The sequence below is a fragment of the Bradyrhizobium sp. MI1.10 genome (assembly GCF_055811035.1).
This window is the reverse complement of the sequence record NZ_JBVVPN010000010.1, coordinates 194,283-210,917: the sequence shown is the minus strand read 5'-3', so window position 1 is coordinate 210,917 and position 16,635 is coordinate 194,283. Positions and strand designations below refer to the sequence as shown.

At 57.5% G+C, this 16,635-nt stretch carries 8 protein-coding genes, 1 tRNA gene and 2 pseudogenes; 4 read left to right on the top strand and 7 right to left on the bottom strand.

Translation table 11 applies throughout. The features are described from left to right. Positions 1 to 688 precede the first annotated feature (688 nt). Positions 689 to 765, top strand: a tRNA-Met gene (locus tag AC0L3K_RS13445). Positions 766 to 1,029: 264 nt separating this feature from the next. Here the strand turns inward: AC0L3K_RS13445 and AC0L3K_RS13440 are convergent. Further along, positions 1,030 to 5,436, bottom strand: coding sequence for an NACHT domain-containing protein (locus AC0L3K_RS13440; RefSeq protein WP_473366224.1), 4,407 nt, complete (start codon positions 5,434 to 5,436; stop codon positions 1,030 to 1,032). Positions 5,437 to 5,569: 133 nt separating this feature from the next. Here AC0L3K_RS13440 and AC0L3K_RS13435 point away from each other — a divergent pair, with 133 nt between their 5' ends. Together AC0L3K_RS13435 and AC0L3K_RS13430 are read left to right on the top strand one after the other, a co-directional pair. Next, entirely contained in the window at positions 5,570 to 6,310 is a 741-nt protein-coding gene (locus tag AC0L3K_RS13435; protein WP_473366223.1) for a hypothetical protein, read from the top strand. A gap of 56 nt (positions 6,311 to 6,366) precedes the next feature. Then, positions 6,367 to 7,689 (top strand): hypothetical protein, encoded by a 1,323-nt coding sequence (locus tag AC0L3K_RS13430; protein WP_473366222.1) that lies wholly within the window; start codon positions 6,367 to 6,369, stop codon positions 7,687 to 7,689. Here AC0L3K_RS13430 and AC0L3K_RS13425 read toward each other — a convergent pair. From AC0L3K_RS13425 to AC0L3K_RS13410, 4 genes and pseudogenes are all read right to left on the bottom strand, one after another. After that, positions 7,578 to 8,249, bottom strand: a complete 672-nt coding sequence (locus tag AC0L3K_RS13425; RefSeq protein WP_473366221.1) for a hypothetical protein — start codon at positions 8,247 to 8,249, stop codon at positions 7,578 to 7,580. The genes AC0L3K_RS13430 and AC0L3K_RS13425 overlap by 112 nt on opposite strands. 101 nt (positions 8,250 to 8,350) lie before the next feature. Then, positions 8,351 to 8,566: pseudogene (locus AC0L3K_RS13420) on the bottom strand (hypothetical protein); the annotation flags it as partial. 178 nt (positions 8,567 to 8,744) lie between these two features. After that, positions 8,745 to 9,359 carry a hypothetical protein gene (locus AC0L3K_RS13415; protein ID WP_473366220.1) on the bottom strand — a complete coding sequence of 205 codons (615 nt, stop codon included), beginning with the start codon at positions 9,357 to 9,359 and terminating at the stop codon, positions 8,745 to 8,747. 35 nt (positions 9,360 to 9,394) lie between these two features. Next, positions 9,395 to 13,090: an SIR2 family NAD-dependent protein deacylase gene (locus tag AC0L3K_RS13410; RefSeq protein ID WP_473366219.1), complete on the bottom strand. Its 3,696-nt coding sequence runs from the start codon at positions 13,088 to 13,090 to the stop codon at positions 9,395 to 9,397. Positions 13,091 to 13,205: 115 nt separating this feature from the next. Here AC0L3K_RS13410 and AC0L3K_RS13405 point away from each other — a divergent pair. Next, positions 13,206 to 13,946: pseudogene (locus AC0L3K_RS13405) on the top strand (DUF4238 domain-containing protein); the annotation flags it as partial. A 115-nt stretch (positions 13,947 to 14,061) separates the two neighbouring features. Here the strand turns inward: AC0L3K_RS13405 and AC0L3K_RS13400 are convergent. Together AC0L3K_RS13400 and AC0L3K_RS13395 are read right to left on the bottom strand one after the other, a co-directional pair. Then, positions 14,062 to 14,595 carry a hypothetical protein gene (locus tag AC0L3K_RS13400; protein ID WP_473366218.1) on the bottom strand — a complete coding sequence of 178 codons (534 nt, stop codon included), beginning with the start codon at positions 14,593 to 14,595 and terminating at the stop codon, positions 14,062 to 14,064. Between the two features lie 249 nt (positions 14,596 to 14,844). Further along, complete coding sequence (locus AC0L3K_RS13395) at positions 14,845 to 16,365, bottom strand: DUF2235 domain-containing protein (RefSeq protein WP_473366217.1); 1,521 nt, start codon at positions 16,363 to 16,365, stop codon at positions 14,845 to 14,847. Between the last annotated feature and the right edge of the window lie 270 nt (positions 16,366 to 16,635).

The following is a 16,635-nucleotide window of genomic DNA, read 5'->3' as shown; positions in this document are numbered from 1 at the left end:
CCGCATGGCGGCCTAACCCCGGCAGAGGCTCCACTTATCGACGCGGAGATTCTGTTCAGACAACCGGGACCAGCTCTGTGTCCAAGCGGATAGCGTCGTAGAGACGGTCGTAGAGGCCCCAGCGGCGTCGGCCTTGCCGGGAGCTGTCATTAATATTCGTCTATCCCCGGCCAAATGAAGTGTCTCAGCTTCGTCTCTGGGAGTCACGAACGTCAAACGGCCCACACCGAAAATGACCGATCCGAAGAATTTCGTGGCGGCTGGCTTCGCGCGATTACAGCGCTTCTAGTTCCTCGCGCGTGGCTAAAGGCCCAAAGAGCTAAACTCTATCAACGCGAATGGTTTGAATTTCAAGCAATAGACAACAACTTATTGATTGTTATGAAAAGTTCAAACTGGACAGCGGTTGGCCCGCCGCCGTTTGAGCAGATTTAGGGCTGTTCCATTCTGTCAGGGGAATCGGCTATGGCCATTGAAACGTTGTGTGGCAACAGTGCCCAGCCGTGCTTACGCGCATCGCGAACCCTTCACAACTAACTCTCTCGTGCGATCAACTTCGCCCTGCAACCCCAGCGTCTCTGGAATTCAATCTGGCCATGTGAAGCCAGTAAAATGTATGCAGGTTACAATTATAAATTTCTATATTACAACTTTAGGATGTTGCGAGCATACCGGTGCCTCTTCAGGCCGCGGGATGGAGCAGCCTGGTAGCTCGCAAGGCTCATAACCTTGAGGTCGCTGGTTCAAATCCGGCTCCCGCAACCAACACGTCCGATAGCGTCGAAGCTCGTAACGACGCCGGATTTTGATTCCATCGAAAGCGGCCGCGCCTGCCGTTACCAGCTACTCCAAAACTTCCCGTATTTGTTGCACTTAGTACTACACGCTCCGGTAGATTCCGCGCGATGCGCTATCCCAAAAATTTCCTTTGTTTTCAAGCACTACAAAGCGGTCCCGGCGACTCCGCGCGACATGGGCGCGACATGGAACGGGACACGACGCTACCCTGCGTCGCGAGTCCTTTGGAGCCTACGTCGCCTCTGGCGGCCAAGGACGCTCGGACATGACATCTGGGTGCCGAGCATCGTTAGCCGCGATGCCGTGTTCATCTCGGAGCCTGTCGATCGCTTCCAGGCATTTCTTCGCGACGGCCACTATCATCCCCGGCCCGTTAAGCAGATCAAAAAGTGCCTTGCGCAAACGTCCGACCGGCGCCGGATAGATGCTGTAGGAATTGGAGCCTTCGGCGACCGGCACCTTGTCGACTGCCACGGCTTCGACGGCTTGCGCCATCTGACTATCATAGGCCTGATTGTTCGCCGCGTACTTCTCGACCATGGCAAGAAGGTCTTGTTCGCTTGCCACCTCACAAAAGAACTGTTCCAGCATCGATCGGCCTGGACCGCTGCCGACCGTCTCGTATCGCTTCCTCAGTTCGGATTTCAGTTCAGGAAGTTTCTGTGCGTGCTCGGCGAGCTGGCGGCCCACATACCACGCGTCGGCGCCGTGCGGATCAGTCCCTAAAATACGCTCGATAAACAGATCAACGTACAAGAGCACGGACTCGAGAGTGCCCCTGTTGAGAATTGCCTGCGTCCACGCATGCTCATCGGCAATATTCTTGTGCGCGCGAGCCAAGCTCTCCAACAGGCCGAGCCCCTCTGCCCCCGGCACGGCCGCGACCGCAGTCAGCACACGTTCCCACCGTTGTGCCCAATCGCGACCGTAGAATTCCCGGACCTTCGCCAAGCCATCGAGCACGGCTTCCGGACGTGTTGTGAACGGCAGCAACTCCAGCCAAGGCTCAATTTCCCAAGTGTTTTGCCGCTTGTGCCACGCAGTTGTTTCATTGGCCACTGCGGTGGTGAGCCATTCATCAATGGCCCGCATGACAAGATCGACGTCAATGACCTGTCCATCGAGCACCATAGCGGCGAGGAGCGTCTGTTTTGCCGTCAAGGGCTGTGGCAAGGCCAGGACACGAGCGATCATCTCATCGTGATCTTTGTGCGGCATGCTCAACGCGATGCGCGCCAAGCTGATTGCGAGCAACTCGTCCTCTTTCTCCGCCTCCGGCTTCGCCAATCGATCGATCGCCGCGAAGATCGGTGAGGCGAGCGCATTCGATGGTTCGGGCCGCGGTGATACCGCGCGGGCCTTGCGCGCCGCATCCACTTCATCGAACCATGGCCATCGATGTTGCCAGCCCGGCTCAGGCAGATTGAGCTGCCGGTCCGATATCGATTTCAATATGACGGCGGCCGAAAAACCAAAATCCCTGTCTTCGAGGTACTCGACGGCGACGTTGATGACCTGATCACCACCAATGCGAATGAAAGACGCTCTGTACTGATTGTCGTAGAGCATGCTTGCGTCTGACGACGCAACGATATCACCGCGCCGCAAAGCGTCGGCGCGACCTTGTCGAGCCCTCTTTAGGCGTAAGAGGTCTTCGTCAAGCAGCCGCTTTAGATCGGGTACGAGTTCCTGGAGACCCGACCGCCCGATCGCGTTCGACACCTCATTCAGATCATGCCTTCTTCCCGCTGGTGCCGCAATGACGGCATCGACCCAGCGCCGCAGATGCCCAATCCATGCGTCTTTCGTTGCCAGATCGATTGCCAGTGGCAACTTGCGATCTTCGTGATCGGCCCCATGACCGGCGACCAGCGACGCCAGAGACGAGATAATGTCGAGATCGACTGAATCTGCCTTCCGCAGGATGGCGGCAGCGAAAATAGAGGCACGCGTGCCACGAATTCTATCGCCGAGACGACGGTGCTCCTCACCCAGCGCGCGATCATTCCGTGCCGCGCGCAAAGCCTGCGCGCACGCAAGATATTTCTCGATCAGCGCGTCGACCGTCCTTGGACCTGCCATAACCGCCGCAGCATTGAGGTCGCGGTTCTCGCGGCTCACATCGAGAATGGAGTCTACGATCGGCCCTTCGTCCGTCACATCCAGATCCAGAAGGAGCTCGTTCGCGTGGTACGGCAGCTCAAGGCCTGTCTCCAGACGTTGATGGAGACCCTGCAAGACGGCCTGCGGCGCTCGCTGTTGCGCGACATATAGCGAGCCACTCTGCCGGTCGTTGACCCGAAACCGAGGGTCAGCAATGGCGGCGGCGATCGCCACGTCGCGGCCAGGTTCATCAGGGGATTGTTGAAGAAGGAGGCCGAGGCGCTCGGATGGCTCGGTTGCCCTCCCCAGGGCCTCCGCCCGAATGGTGCGTAGTCTCTCAGCGATCCCGGCAGTCTGGATGTCGTCCGCGTAGGCGCGCCTTGCGACCAGCTCCCAAGTCTCATCGTGCGCAACAGCCAGCAAGGCCACGACATGGCGCTCGGCCAGCCGAAATTGAAGATGCTGTACGACGTCTGCCTGAACCTTGGGGCTCGGATCTGTCTTCGCAAGTTCGACCGCCAGGTCCATTCCGTCCGGGCCACTCTCACCAGCGATTAGCCCGAGCAGGTCCTTCCGCGTTTCCTGGGGAAGCCCGGTGATCTTCGCCGCTAGATCCGGCCCGAGAACGGCCGGACGAAAGCGCGGCGCTACACGCAAGGTCGGGATCAGCACTTGCCGGTTACTGCTCGACGCGAGCGGCCAAATCTGCGGAGCAAATTCGGGCCGGCCGGTTACGATCATAAAACGTACCGCGCGATCCACCGTGCCCGGTCTGTGCCAGCGCTGTGCAAACGCCATCATATCAGCGCCCACAAGGTCCCACACGTCGGATGCCGCACGATAGATCATCTCGGCCGCCAGCATAGGATCGATAGGCAACGCGAGCCGCACAGCTTGCGCAACAACCCCGGCGCCACCCTTCTCGCGTGAAAGCCGCTCCGTTGCGAACAACACGGATTCTTCCCATCCGGGTTGGTCTAGAACAGTAGCGCGCAATTGCACCCGGGAGCCGGAGTCGCCGTTCGCTGCCGCTCGCATCAAGGCAGTGACTTTGTGGCTGGCATACCATTCCTGGAATTGCTGGTGCTGGAAGGCTATGCCGTCACCGGAGCGCATCAGGGTATGATGACTCGTCAGCGCTTCAAGAACTGCAACCGGCTCCAGTTGACCAGTAATCTGACCCAGCTCGCGCAGTCCCGCGGCTGTTGCCGTGATGATACGTCGCGCGTACGCTTCGGACATGGTGGTCGCGCCGATGATATTCAGATGACTCCCTAAGTCCGTCAAAATCTCAGCGTGGCATCCAAGCAACGCCGCATGCAAGGCTTCAGCATGTTCACCTGCCTTCTCGTGCTGCTCGACGAACAGGCGCAACACGCCTTCCTTGGTATCCGGCATGGCGCCTTGCGCGCCGCCGCTAAGAAGGGTGGACAGGTACAAAGGCGTCGCGATCAAGGCGCGAACGCCCGGTGTCCGCCAGGCATTGTCGACAATCTTCGCGCCAGCCGCGCCATAGAGTGCGTCCGCGATCGAAATCTGCTGATCCTCGGACAGAGGCTCGATTTCAACGCGTGGCCCTGATATCGGCACGTCAAGCGCCCGCTGGCGCGTCGTGACAACGATGCGTAGATCGGGCCAATCGCGGCGGATTTGCCCGATCTCGGCGCGCAATCGCTTGTGAGCATCCGGCGCAAGCTCGTTCCAACCATCGAGCAACAGCAGAAGCCGTGCGCGCTGGGCAAGCGCGCCGATCTCGTCGGCGCTTATCGACCGGAACGCGGCGCGTTGATGCAGGCTCGCAAGCAGCCCTGTTGATCCCGCAGACCAATCACCCAACCTGAAATACAGCGGTACGATCGAATGCCCGGTTAGCGCATGCCCGGCCAATTGCAGGAGCGTCGTGGTCTTGCCCGTACCTGGGGGCGCGACGATCGTGACATCCGGTGCGACTTCAATAGCCAACGGCAATTTGCCGATGCTGAACGATGGCGCCGCGCCGTCACCCGCTATCCTTAGGGTGAGCTCAACTGTGGCAGCCGACCAGATAGGCTCGCGCTTCTGCGTCGCGAGGTCCATGACGGCGGCGGCATGAACCTTCTCGAATACCGTGTCGAACGCCGCATCGGCGGGGCGATCGTCCGCCGCAATCGCAGCACCGACACGCGCAGCTTCTTCAGCACGGGCAGCATCTGGCGCGACAAGCTCGCGGAAAGCACGTGCTTGTGCGTCATGCTTCCATTTGGCCAATTGCTCGACGGTAAAGTTGTTGGGGTCGGCATCGACCAGCCTTCCGCAATTCTGGCAAAGCCACAGTCCATTTTCCTTGCTGCGCCGCACCTCCGGCGTTTGGGCAGCATTGTAGCGCGGGCCACCAGGGGAGGCGGCGCAGATGTGGGCGGCCACGCCTATGATGATCGTGCCATCTTGCGCCCCATTGGCGCCGACCGTCGGCCGCCGGCACTCGGGATTCGAGCAGCGGTAAGCAACCCCCTTGGCAATCTCCGTCACGGTTCGCTTGGTGAAATCGTCGCGCACGTATCGTCCACAAATGCCTAGTCGCTGCCCTAACGCGGCTGCCAAGTACTGGCGAATCTTCTATGAAACCAATAGCATACAATGGGTGCTGGCGCATGCCTGCAAGCTCGTCGCTGTTTAACAACCGGAAACAATGGCAAAAGTCCTTCCTAGTCAGATCGTAAGCGCCATTGACGGCATGTTCGGTCCGAACCGAACCGAGATCGATGGTGGCGCGGTTACCATTGCCTATCGCGCCGAGGTTCACGCGCTGCTCAATGTGATCGATGAAGTCCCGGGGGAACTCATCGATCTCGCATCGATGGACTATCTTGATTTTTCGCGTTGCCGCGCGGTGCTCACGACGTCGCTTGCGCTCTGGAACCTTGGCGATACGCGGCCAGCACGAGACGTTGGCGGCAAGGACGCGGTCGAGCGTATCCGGCGGCTCATGAAGCAATGTCATGATGAGCTGCCCCCACCAGAGCCCGAACTGCCCTTCATCGCGGATACCGACGTTCGGCTCGGCATTGAGGATCGCATTCGTGCCGCATGGACAGATTTCCACTCCCGCGAATGGATGGGGGCCACGGTCTTTGCGGGTGCGGTACTGGAGGCCCTTCTTCTCTGGGCATTGAAGCAGGTGACGCTCGCCAGCGCGCCCAAACGGCCGCTCGACCAGCTCCAGCTCACTGACCTCATCAGCCTTGCTGCATCAAACAAAGTGATCGACGCCGCTACAGAACAACAGGCAGGGCTGGCCAAAGACGCGCGGAACCTCGTTCATCCCGGTCGGGCATTGCGTTCGGGTGAAGCCTGCAACAAAGCCACGGCGCTGGCTGCGCTAGCTGCGGTTTGCCGTCTGATTGACCAGCTAAAGAAATTGGTGCCGTAAGGACTCTTGAACGGAAGCGCCCGCATGTCTCGAACCGCATAACTAAGTGTGCCGCTATGGCCATATTCACTCGCCGGCGCATTCAAGCCATGTTGAACGATCTGCGGCCCCTGCTCGACAGCAATAAGCGGGCCGATCTGGTCGCGCGATTAAACAATAAGCGCGTCGAGCAAGCGTTGCCGGCGGAGATGGAATTGGCCCTGGTTTGGGCGATGAAGGATTTCGATTGTTTGGAGATCGAACCGGAGTGGTGGGTGAACGGCAAGAAGCCGGATGCCTATGTCGAGGGCCTGTTGCCGGATAGACCTGCGATCGTTGAGATCGCATCGACCAACGACAATTCCATCTCCGGCGAACAGCTCATGGATCGATGTTCGCAGACCATCGTTAACCACGCCAATACGATCAAAAAAGGATTCGGTGACTATCTGTACTTCCAATTTGCCGAGACGACCGAGATTGAGCGCGGAGTCAGAGTGCGCGGAATCGCTGCGCCAAAACATTACGTGCCGTCCGTTACGGCGAAGGCGCTTATCAAGGAATGGGTGCTGTCGAACAATGAGCCACGTCAGCGTTTGAGGATTGAAGAGAGCGGCATATGTGTCGAAATCGAAAAAAGAACCTACAAGCAGATACGGTATCATAACTTCTGGACCACGCGGCCACCGCGGGTCTATTCCGAGAAGGACAATCCGATCTATAACGTCCTTAGCCAGAAGTTGTCTCAAATCGAAGCGGCTCCCGAAGGGACATATCGGATCATCTTTCTCTCAGAAATCGGATCAAGGACCCTCGATGAATTGGGCGCGCCATTCCCGAACGTTGTTGAGCGAAATGCCACAGCGCAAAAGATCATTCGCCGATTTCTCTCCGACAAGAAAGGGCGCGTAGATGCTGTCGTGGTCTTCGTACCCCAAAAGGACTATCGATCATTTTCTCAAGAGCCGAAGCGAGGCTGGAAAACCGTCGTCTTTTGGGATGATGAGACCCCGGGCCTTCTGGACAGCCTGCGCAAGATCGAAGCAGCCCTGCCGCTTCCGCGGTTCACTGGCTCTCAGGCGCGGTCCCTCTTCAGGCAGGGCTCCTTCGCTCCGGAGGGGCGAGGATGGTATGGGGGTGTAAGCATGACATCGACCGGGAGCGACATCACCTATCGTATGTCCAGTCGTGCCCTCCAGGATTTTCTGGCGGGCCGTATCACCGAGGAGCAGTTCCGTCATTTCGTTGGCGACGCTGACAATGGTCCGACCGTAGGCAAATTCTTGGATCAGGGCTTTATGATTAGCGAGATTTCGTTCGAGAAGGGAAACGTGGACGAGGATGATGACATGTTGGTTCTTCGCTTCTCAAAGGACCCGGCCGCACATTCTTTCGAATAGCGCTTCGAATGTCTGCTGTGGCTCAGCGAAAGATCGGTGTGAACGAGCCGGCTGACGTCTGCGGATTGAAATTCAGAACCACTGCCTCGACCGGTTGCGGTTCGCTTTCGGTCGAACTCCAATTGAGATGAACCGGGCTTTTCGTAGCGAAACGCAATCGTCGCGGATCCGCCAGGATCATATATGACGTTAGACCATTCTATGCTGATTGAACCGACGGGAACGGGCGGCAGGTGGTCCTCCAGATGGTCAGACATGAGGTCTATTTGCAGACAGATAGAACCGGCGCTGAAGATGAAGAGGATGTGCGGAACAACGTCGGCAGGATTTGTCCGACGGAGCAGCGCTCCTACGACAATCGGTGCGTTACCGACGGAAGCGAATGACATGCCCACACCAAGATTGGGAAAATCGACCTTGTCGTCGAGATCGAGCAGCCAGGCACGTAGCTTAGTGTAGTGATCCAGTTCCTCGTTCGGCAGCAACGCGAGCCCCATCTTTGCGAGAGCCTTGTACGACCGGCGTGGTCGAAAGGGCACCCCGGCGACCGGCATGGTCATGCGAAGCAGACCTTGCGCAGTTACGGAAACGTTCTGAGCAGGGTCTGCATTGGTTGAGTACACGTTTATTCCTTGTCCATCGGCTCCGCCACGCCGCGATATCACGGCATCGCCTTCCGAGCGTCCGTTTGTCGGACCTTATTGGACTTTCCTTTCACTCCACCCAACGTCAGGAATGGGCTAACAGCTTTCGCGATGGCGTCGTCATATTTCGAGAATGCCTGATTGCAGGCATCGCATTCATCTCGCGAGATAACCCATTTGTTGCCGAGAGCTTCGGGAAAGGTGTGGGCTACCATTCGGAAACGGTCAGGATTTGTTTCGCCGCACTAGCGACATCGCCCTGCTGCGCCAACAAATATCGTGCCTCCGCCGACCGATACTTTCACCTGAGCGAGCAACACATAGCGTCCGCCCAGGACTGCGTCGCCTATCCTTGGTCCCTTATCCATCATGTCCTGCAAATCGGCCTGATTCGTCTGTTGCCTGAGACTTCTATTTCCCGGGTCCGGATTTTCGAACTGCTTCGAAGAACGTGTCCAAGACTTGATCGGTGATCAAAAGATATTCATGTCCTGGCTTGTCATTCCACTTAGCAATCTCCTTTGTGTCAAAGAGATCCGGCCGCACTTTATGGAGGTCATCCGCCGATCTACCCCCACTGTGCTTCGCCACGTTCGCCGCCAGCCGTAGTGCCGTGAGGTTTGGCTCATCCGGCGTAAGCCCAATATTTTTGAGGAATGCAAAAGCATCTTGGTCATTATATTGGGGCTTTTTCATCGTCTTGAGCAACTCCCGCTCCCAGAAATGGTAGAGCGAAATTAGAAAAGCTTCGCGGTAGATGCGCTGGACGCCTTCGATTTCAGAGAAAGCTTCTCCCGCCTGCTCACCCCAGTCGATAACAACGTTTCCGTCTTCGTCCTCCTCTAAGAGTTGCGCAGTGCCTGCCTCGACACGGCTCTCGAGGTCTTTCCATTTCTTTTCCAATTCTTTGAGCTCAAGGTCCGAAGCCTCTCGCGCCCCTCGGTACGCGCGACGCAGTTCTCCGAGCCGGTATCTGAATAGCCAACCCCACACGCCAAATGTGCCCTGGTTAGAAGGAAGGTTCATCGGCGGCTCCGGAGAATATTTGCACCCTCGTGCGTCTATGTCTTCATCAACGCAAAGCGCACTTCAGGCAGGGGATCCGATTTTGCATCATCAATCCAACCTTGAAGGGTACCGTCGTCAGCGACGCGCCCGATCAGGGCGGAAGCGAGTTTCACACTTGCGGCCCGCACAAGCGATACCGTTACGGCCCTCATCGTGTCCAACTCGACATTCTGATAGCGAAACTCACTGCGAATAACCGCGAGCGTTTCCACAAGCCGCCTGAGATCTTCGTCGTGCAGGAATTCCTTCCCGAGCAACTTCCGCGCAGCATCCAGCAAGGCTGGAAGCCCGATATCTCCGCATGCTTCGATGGTTGCCATGAGCTGGTCGATAAGAGGGCGGGGTAGCGCTGCGATCGCCCCGCTGCGTACCAGCTTTGCCCAGGTGCTAATTGCCAGTGCGGCAGCGCCCACACGCTGGCCTTCCGAGCCTATCAAACCCCGCCGGACGACCGATGTGAGATCAGCTCTTGCTCCTTCGGCCGACGCCCAAAATAGCGGAACAGCTCCAAGACTTGTCCAAGAGCGTGTTCGTGCGATGAATGCCAAAAGATCACAAGCCCGTTGTTCCGTGCGCTCCTCAGCATTCAGTGCCGGCACGACCGCCGCGGTCAGCAAGTATCCGGAAGAACGCCGTATGTTGTCATTGAAACCCTTCACGAAGGACGTGGCGAAGGGATCGTGCCGATCGACCGTTTGCAATTCCCAGACGACGATCTCGTCAAACATTCGCAGCGCAACATCGGCCGGCAATACCAACCCCAGCATGACGGCGTGAGCGATTGCATCAAGATGGTTTACCCTTTGCCCGATCTCAATTGTGCCCAACGGCTTCTGCAGTTTCATCATCCCGGTCAGGTCGACATCGAACAGCCGCGCACGAAGGCGGGCCTTGACGTCGATATTATCGGGCGCCGGCAGTTCGAGCACGCCGCTTTTGTTCAACGATGTATTCTGCGGAAGCGCATTCTGGTTGGTATCGACATCCGACCAGAGGACGTTTCCAAAGGCCGTTGCCTCATCAGGCTTCAACACGTTCCGAAGGAAGAGGTAGGAAAGGCGCACGATTGCATGCGCTCTGTCTGGTTGCCCCTTCTGCGCAACCGCAAGAAGTTGTGCAATCCGGTGGTCCCAGCGCGTGTCGCCAGCACCTCGGTCGGGCCGCGCATCCCAGATATCAGTAATCAGGCGCGGCCAAGATGGCATGTCCGCGCCCTTCTCGGAAGGCAGCGGAAACTCGAGAAGCGAGAGAGCAAGGGAGCCCTGCTCACCCACTGGAACAGTCCCTGCCGCGTACTTCGCCAGTTCCCCCATCGCCTCGATCAACCAGAAATGCGAAAGCAGCGGCTCCTTTGCCATCTCGCACGCCCGACGCACCGTATCGGCCGCGTGTCCGGGCGACATCCACACTGTCAGTCGCGAGAGTGTTGCGAGCGATAGTCGCAAGGCATCAATGGCGCAGTGCAAATCTCCCTGTCGGTCATCGCCGCGTGCCTCCTTCACCCGCTGCGACCAGTATGAAACAGCCGCTTCGACCGCCTCTGTTAAGGCTAAATTGACGGCGGGGCTGAGCCGAGCGACAGCGACGCGGCTCAGATGGTACTCAAATGGCCTGTCCAAGTGACTATGGAGCGAGCGAAGCAGCCAGGCGTGCCATTCGACAGTAGGTTGCAGTGCCTCCTCGACGACAGCAGTGGCCGCATTCGCACAGATATTGACGTGATTGATGCGGATCGGGAGACCAACCTGTTCAATAAGCAAGTCGAATTCATACAGCAGGACGACACCTGAATTGCCAGAGCCGAGCCGGATCGTGGCCGAACCATCGCGATAATGGCCGGCCTCGAAAGCTGGACGCACTGCCACCTCGTCCTTTCTGCGTTTCTTGTCAATTTCGGCGGCGCGGGTCTCGAAATGCTCGATCTCGCCCTCCGGATCGATGTCGAGTTCCCTGAAATCGCGCAAGCGCGGCAAATCGCTCCACCGCGTGGACAGCATATCTGTCGCCCTGCTGATCCAGGCAGCCCAGGCGAGTTGGGATTTTATCGGGAGCGAATTTCGATCAAGCCTATATCGTCGTTCGAGATCGGCCGTCGCCTCCTTGATGAGTTTTGTGGCCGCCGCGTATTCGCCAATCTCGGTATGCAGCGCGGCACGGCGCAATTTCCAGATCGGCTCTTCCGATGTGATACTGGCCAGCCGGCTCTGAAGGATCGACAGCTCCATTCGATCACGTGCCCGAAGAGCCCACTGATAGGCGACTTCCAGTCGCATGGCCGCGCTTGCCGCAGGCTCTGCTTCGATGACATCGGACCACCGTTTCATGGCATCTGCGTCGCAGGACAGCCGGGCATCACGCAAGAGTGCCAACGCCAGCTCCAGACATATTCCGGGCTCTACTTCCGGTGGCTTCGCCTCTACGAATTCAGCTAGCGCGGCCGCAAGCGCCTGATCTATTGGCGACAGGCCTATCGTGCGCCGCCAGACGATCTCAAACAGAGCTTGACCCCGAATCTTTGGCTTCAAGAGATCCAGCACCGGCTTGCGCAGAAGCCAATGCGCATCGCCAGCATGCAGGAGTGACTGCCGATGCCGGTTCGGACAAACGAACCAGCCGGGATAGCTCTCCCGGTCGGCCTTGAAGAGCGGAATAGTTTTCTCGAGGAGCTCAGCCGCGAAGGGATGATCCTTATGAACGCGCTCGTAAGCATCGCCACCAGCACGAAAAAGCGGAAACTGTTCGTTTGGCGTTAGTTTCCATTCATGCTGCGGCGTAGGTTTGGCCTTGCGCAACTCATCGAGAAAAATTCGAGTTGCCTCTGCGTGCTGGCGATCCCGTGGCAAATCCTTGACAAGCGGCGCGAAATCGATTGGCGCAATGTTGTGCGCCTCCAGATATCGTCGCGTTGCTCGCTCCAGCCGCAAATTGCCGACCAGATAAATGCGGCGAGCACTGCCGCCAAGATGATCGCGGACCCAGCCGGCCCACTGCAAAAAGTTGGGATCGTCGCCTGAGAAGCCAACTAGACAGAGTTCGTTCTCGATAAACACCTGGCGAGCAAAATTGACGAACGCGGCGTACTTCGTCGGGTAGGTGCGATAATCCTCCTCGGCAAAGATGAGCGGACCTGGGTCTCCGAGAGTGCCATGCAACTTCACGATCCGTGGAGATTTTGCGTGGGTAAGATCGGCCTCTGTTCGCACAACCTCGTAGGCATAGTCAGCCGAATTCTCGGCTGCACGCTCCAGCAGCGTGTCCCAGTTGGTCGTCAGGATATCGGTCCATGGCAGCTCCAGGAGATCCGCATGCAATTGGCCCGGCATCCAGGACTTATCAGGAAAGTTACTCCTTATGAATTCATCAAGGCCGGCTTGACCAAAGTAGGTCCGATATTCCTCGGCGATACGTAGGGCATTCGTTGGCGCCAACTTCGGATCGTGTGGATAGAGACGTTCGACCATCCGGTCGAGCAACTCGTACCATAAGGGCGGTGCCAGCGATTCCTCGGAAGGACGCTTTGCGTTCTTGCTCAGCCCGGCCCCGACCAGAACCGACGCGCCGCGAACGGAGCCGTTGCGCCATAGGGCACGTGCGAATTGTTGCAGAGCAGCGTAATCGGGGAGACTCTTAATATCGTATTCCAAATTGACCATGCCGGATGAGAGAAAGACTTTGGCGTCCAATGCCATTACGAACTGACGTTAGGAGATATGTACCGATCGTCAACCTTGAAGTGCATCTTTATATGTCCATCTAAGGTAGGCCCTCAATCCAGGTGCACGACCGAATTCGTGGACGGTTGACGGCCAAATCTATTGCTTGAGAGACGGGGCCATATTTGCCACCGGCACGAACAGCGTTGCCGTCGATCGCGACTTCTACAAGCTGCATAAGCTGACTGACGACGACTTCGCCTTGATCAAGATGCTGGCAATTGATCCGGGGCATCCTCTGGCGAAACGTCATCACGAGGACCTGCTCGTAAATCTTGCGGGCCCCGCTCGCTTTCTGGAGGAAAACAGGCATCGGCTGAACAACGTCGAAAAGATCGAGGAAGTGCTCGATATCCACCAGACCAATGCCCTGGAGGACTATCACGCGGGCGTCGAAAATCGGTTTTTGCCGCTCCTCGACATGATACTGGCGGGGGACCTCTCGTTCTACGAAAGGGACGCTCAATGCATTACGTTTCTTCACTTTATCTCCATGCAGACTATGCGGACGAAGGGCGTGAAGGAGAGAACGATCGACCGCGTCAAGCTTCACGATGGAAAAGATCTAACGCGGATATGGGACATTATGAGTGCCATGTTCGCGTTCAATATCGGCATGAGTCTCTTCCTTGAAAGCAAGCAACGGAAGCTGATCCTGCTCGACAACAATACGGACGTGCCCTTTATCACCGGCGATCAACCCATCATTAATCTGCACGGCGACGGATACGGCCTCCGACCGAACTCTGCTTTTACTATCCGGTTTCTCCCCGTTCGGCCCTCCTGCTGCCGGAAGCCAACGAGCAGCCTGCCTTCTCGTCCGCGAGCCTGACCGCGTCACAGGTTGGCGAGTTGAATCAGGAAATGCGTCGAGCCAGTCACAGCCAGCTCTTTGGGCAGATCAGGGATTCGTTGCTTCTGTTGAAGGTCTAACGTATCGAGGGCTTTTAAGGCGCTACGGCCTTTTGGCCTGAACTTTCACCAAGGTCTTTCACGATCTCTTCGAGCGACTGAACAATCTTGTCCATGTTGTGCTTTCCGATATGGACCGCAGCAACTTTCGGCCTGAGAATCTCCCAGGGTTTTCGTTCTGGCTTGTCTGGCTCCTTAAATCGTTTGTAGGCCTCATAGGCCAGGATATCCGCCGCCTGCAGTGGCATCTGCTCACGCTTGCCGCCAAACAGCAGTCTCATCGGCACCTTGTTCGGGTTCGCTTCCTTGCTGATGAATTCGAACGACGCTTTGGCCTCTTTCTCATAGCTGTTCTTTTCGTGCACAAATTTGATGGTCTCTTTCTTGTTTGGCCTCAGGAGTTCGAGCAAGGACTGCACCAGCCAGTGAAAACAGCTCGTGTATGGATTGCCAAGAGCCTTCAAAAGTTCTTCCTTGCCCTCGGTCACCTTGCGAAACTCCTTCTTGTTGAGAGCAATCACCACTCCGGCAATTTTATTGCCCATGATGACCGGTAGAAGCTTCTTCACGACTTCGTCGCGCTTCTCGCGCGACCAGCCTTCGAATTCGCCCTCGCGGTTTGCTGCATCAACAGCGTGAAAAACCTTGATGGGACGTTTCGCATTCCCGCGACCACTCCCGCCAGGCTTTCGGTCGACCGGCGTAGGCGGCGACTGTTACGACATCCGCATCATCGTGGGTTCCGGACTCGTCGACATAGACCTTGATCATGGCGGTGCCCCCTGACTTGTCGAATTGAACGGACGAGTACACCACGCTCAAAGGCGGCCCACGTAACCGCTATTCGTCCACTTCATTTCAATATCGTCGGCGACGCATTGCGGCAGTTGTGGTGTGCTCTGGTCGAAGTAGTGCCTGAAATCGACATGTGCCCGCATGTTGTCCGGCCGATAGGGGGACATGTGATCATAGAGCAGAACCGGGCCAGCCTCAAAACGCCGATAGACTGATTTGTGCATCGGTGAAGTCGAAAGGCCCGTGTTCGGGTCAAAGGGAATCTCACGGAGGCCAAGTTTCAGAAAACCGCCCGCCTGCTCATCATGCTGTGGCCCGGCGGGGTCTGGCGACAGGCGCAACACGCCGCCGTCATGCTTAAGCCCGTCCGGAACGAGCGAGGCACCCGCCACCATCCAGTTGAGCGCCACGTCCGACAGTCGCGCCTCATTTTCGAGATAGCCGCCGCCTATGTCGGCATGGACGCCCGGAAACCAGACCTGCTCGAAGAAGATGTTGCCATGATCATCGCGCGTGTAGGTCCGCGAGCTATCGAGTGGATTCCACTTTACGCGCGCGAAATCCGCACGGTTCTCATCGATCGAGATCGCATGCTTGGCGTAAGGAACGTTTGGATTCAGCGTCGTGTCGTAGAATTTGTGCTTGGGTGGTGCGAAATGCAGCGTGGCCAGCCGTTTAAAAAAGCAGTAACCGGCCAGCGGCGGCGCAATCTTCAGGTAGTTCCTGAGGAACAAGGCGGCGGCCGTGACGATACCAAGATAGCTTAGGTCACGCGTCAGATGTCCTGCCCACGGATACGTCGGCTCGAGCCAGCTCCCAAGATAGTGAAGGCCGATCACTATCGCGGCGCCCAGGGCAAACAGCGCCGGACCAAGATACTTGTGGCCAAGTGCGGCGACGGTGTCGAAGACGCCGATGAAATAGGGAACGACGTTCGCCTGCTCGACATCGTCGACTGTCTTCGAACACCCGTGCTGTTGCCGGAACTGGGCGGCGATCGCAGCGCGGGTCTCCATCAGAAACTTCCAGTATCCGTGAGCATCCTTTCGGCTATAGGAAGGGCAGAATTGATATACGTCCTTGACCGCGTGCTCGGCCAGATCATGGATGCTTTTCGGATCGCGGCGCAGCGCGGAGCCGTCGGGCATTTGGCGGGGGATGCCACACTGTGAGAGGACACCCGCGACGGACCGGACCGTATAGGCGCCGCGGCTGAAGCCGATCAGGAAGATGCGATCGTCCTTCTCGTAAAGGCTGATGATCGCGGCATAGCAATCGACGATGTTGCGCGTGATGCCAAGGCCGGACGCCATGCTGGCCAGATTGTAGAGCCAGCGCATCCAGCCGATCTTGAAATGCCCACCATCAGACGCCGATCCGAGGCCCGGATCATAGAATACCACCTGCTCCGACGGCTCGATCTTCGTGTCTGGTCCTACGCGACAGGCGCGGTAGAGCTTGTAAACATTGGTCCGCGCTTCATCGAAATTGATTCCCCCGGCCTGTCCCGTGCCGTCGGAAAAGATCACAATATTCTTCGGCATCGCACACTATTCCCCAAACGTGCGCTGAATGGCGGTCTATATCACAGATTGCGCGACCGCGGCTTCTGTTGTCGGGCATGCTTGCGTTTAGAAAGCTTGCTCTTCTCAAGGTTTGACTTGATTGTTTGTTCCTTTTTTGTTCTCACGCATCTTTCCAGGTTTGAGAGGCGGGACATGCCGGACTGTCATCCGGGGTGAAATTGAGCGCATGCGCGGGCAGGTCGGACGACAGCGCCGGGAAATCCTTCTGCTTCAGCGGGCGGGCATAGC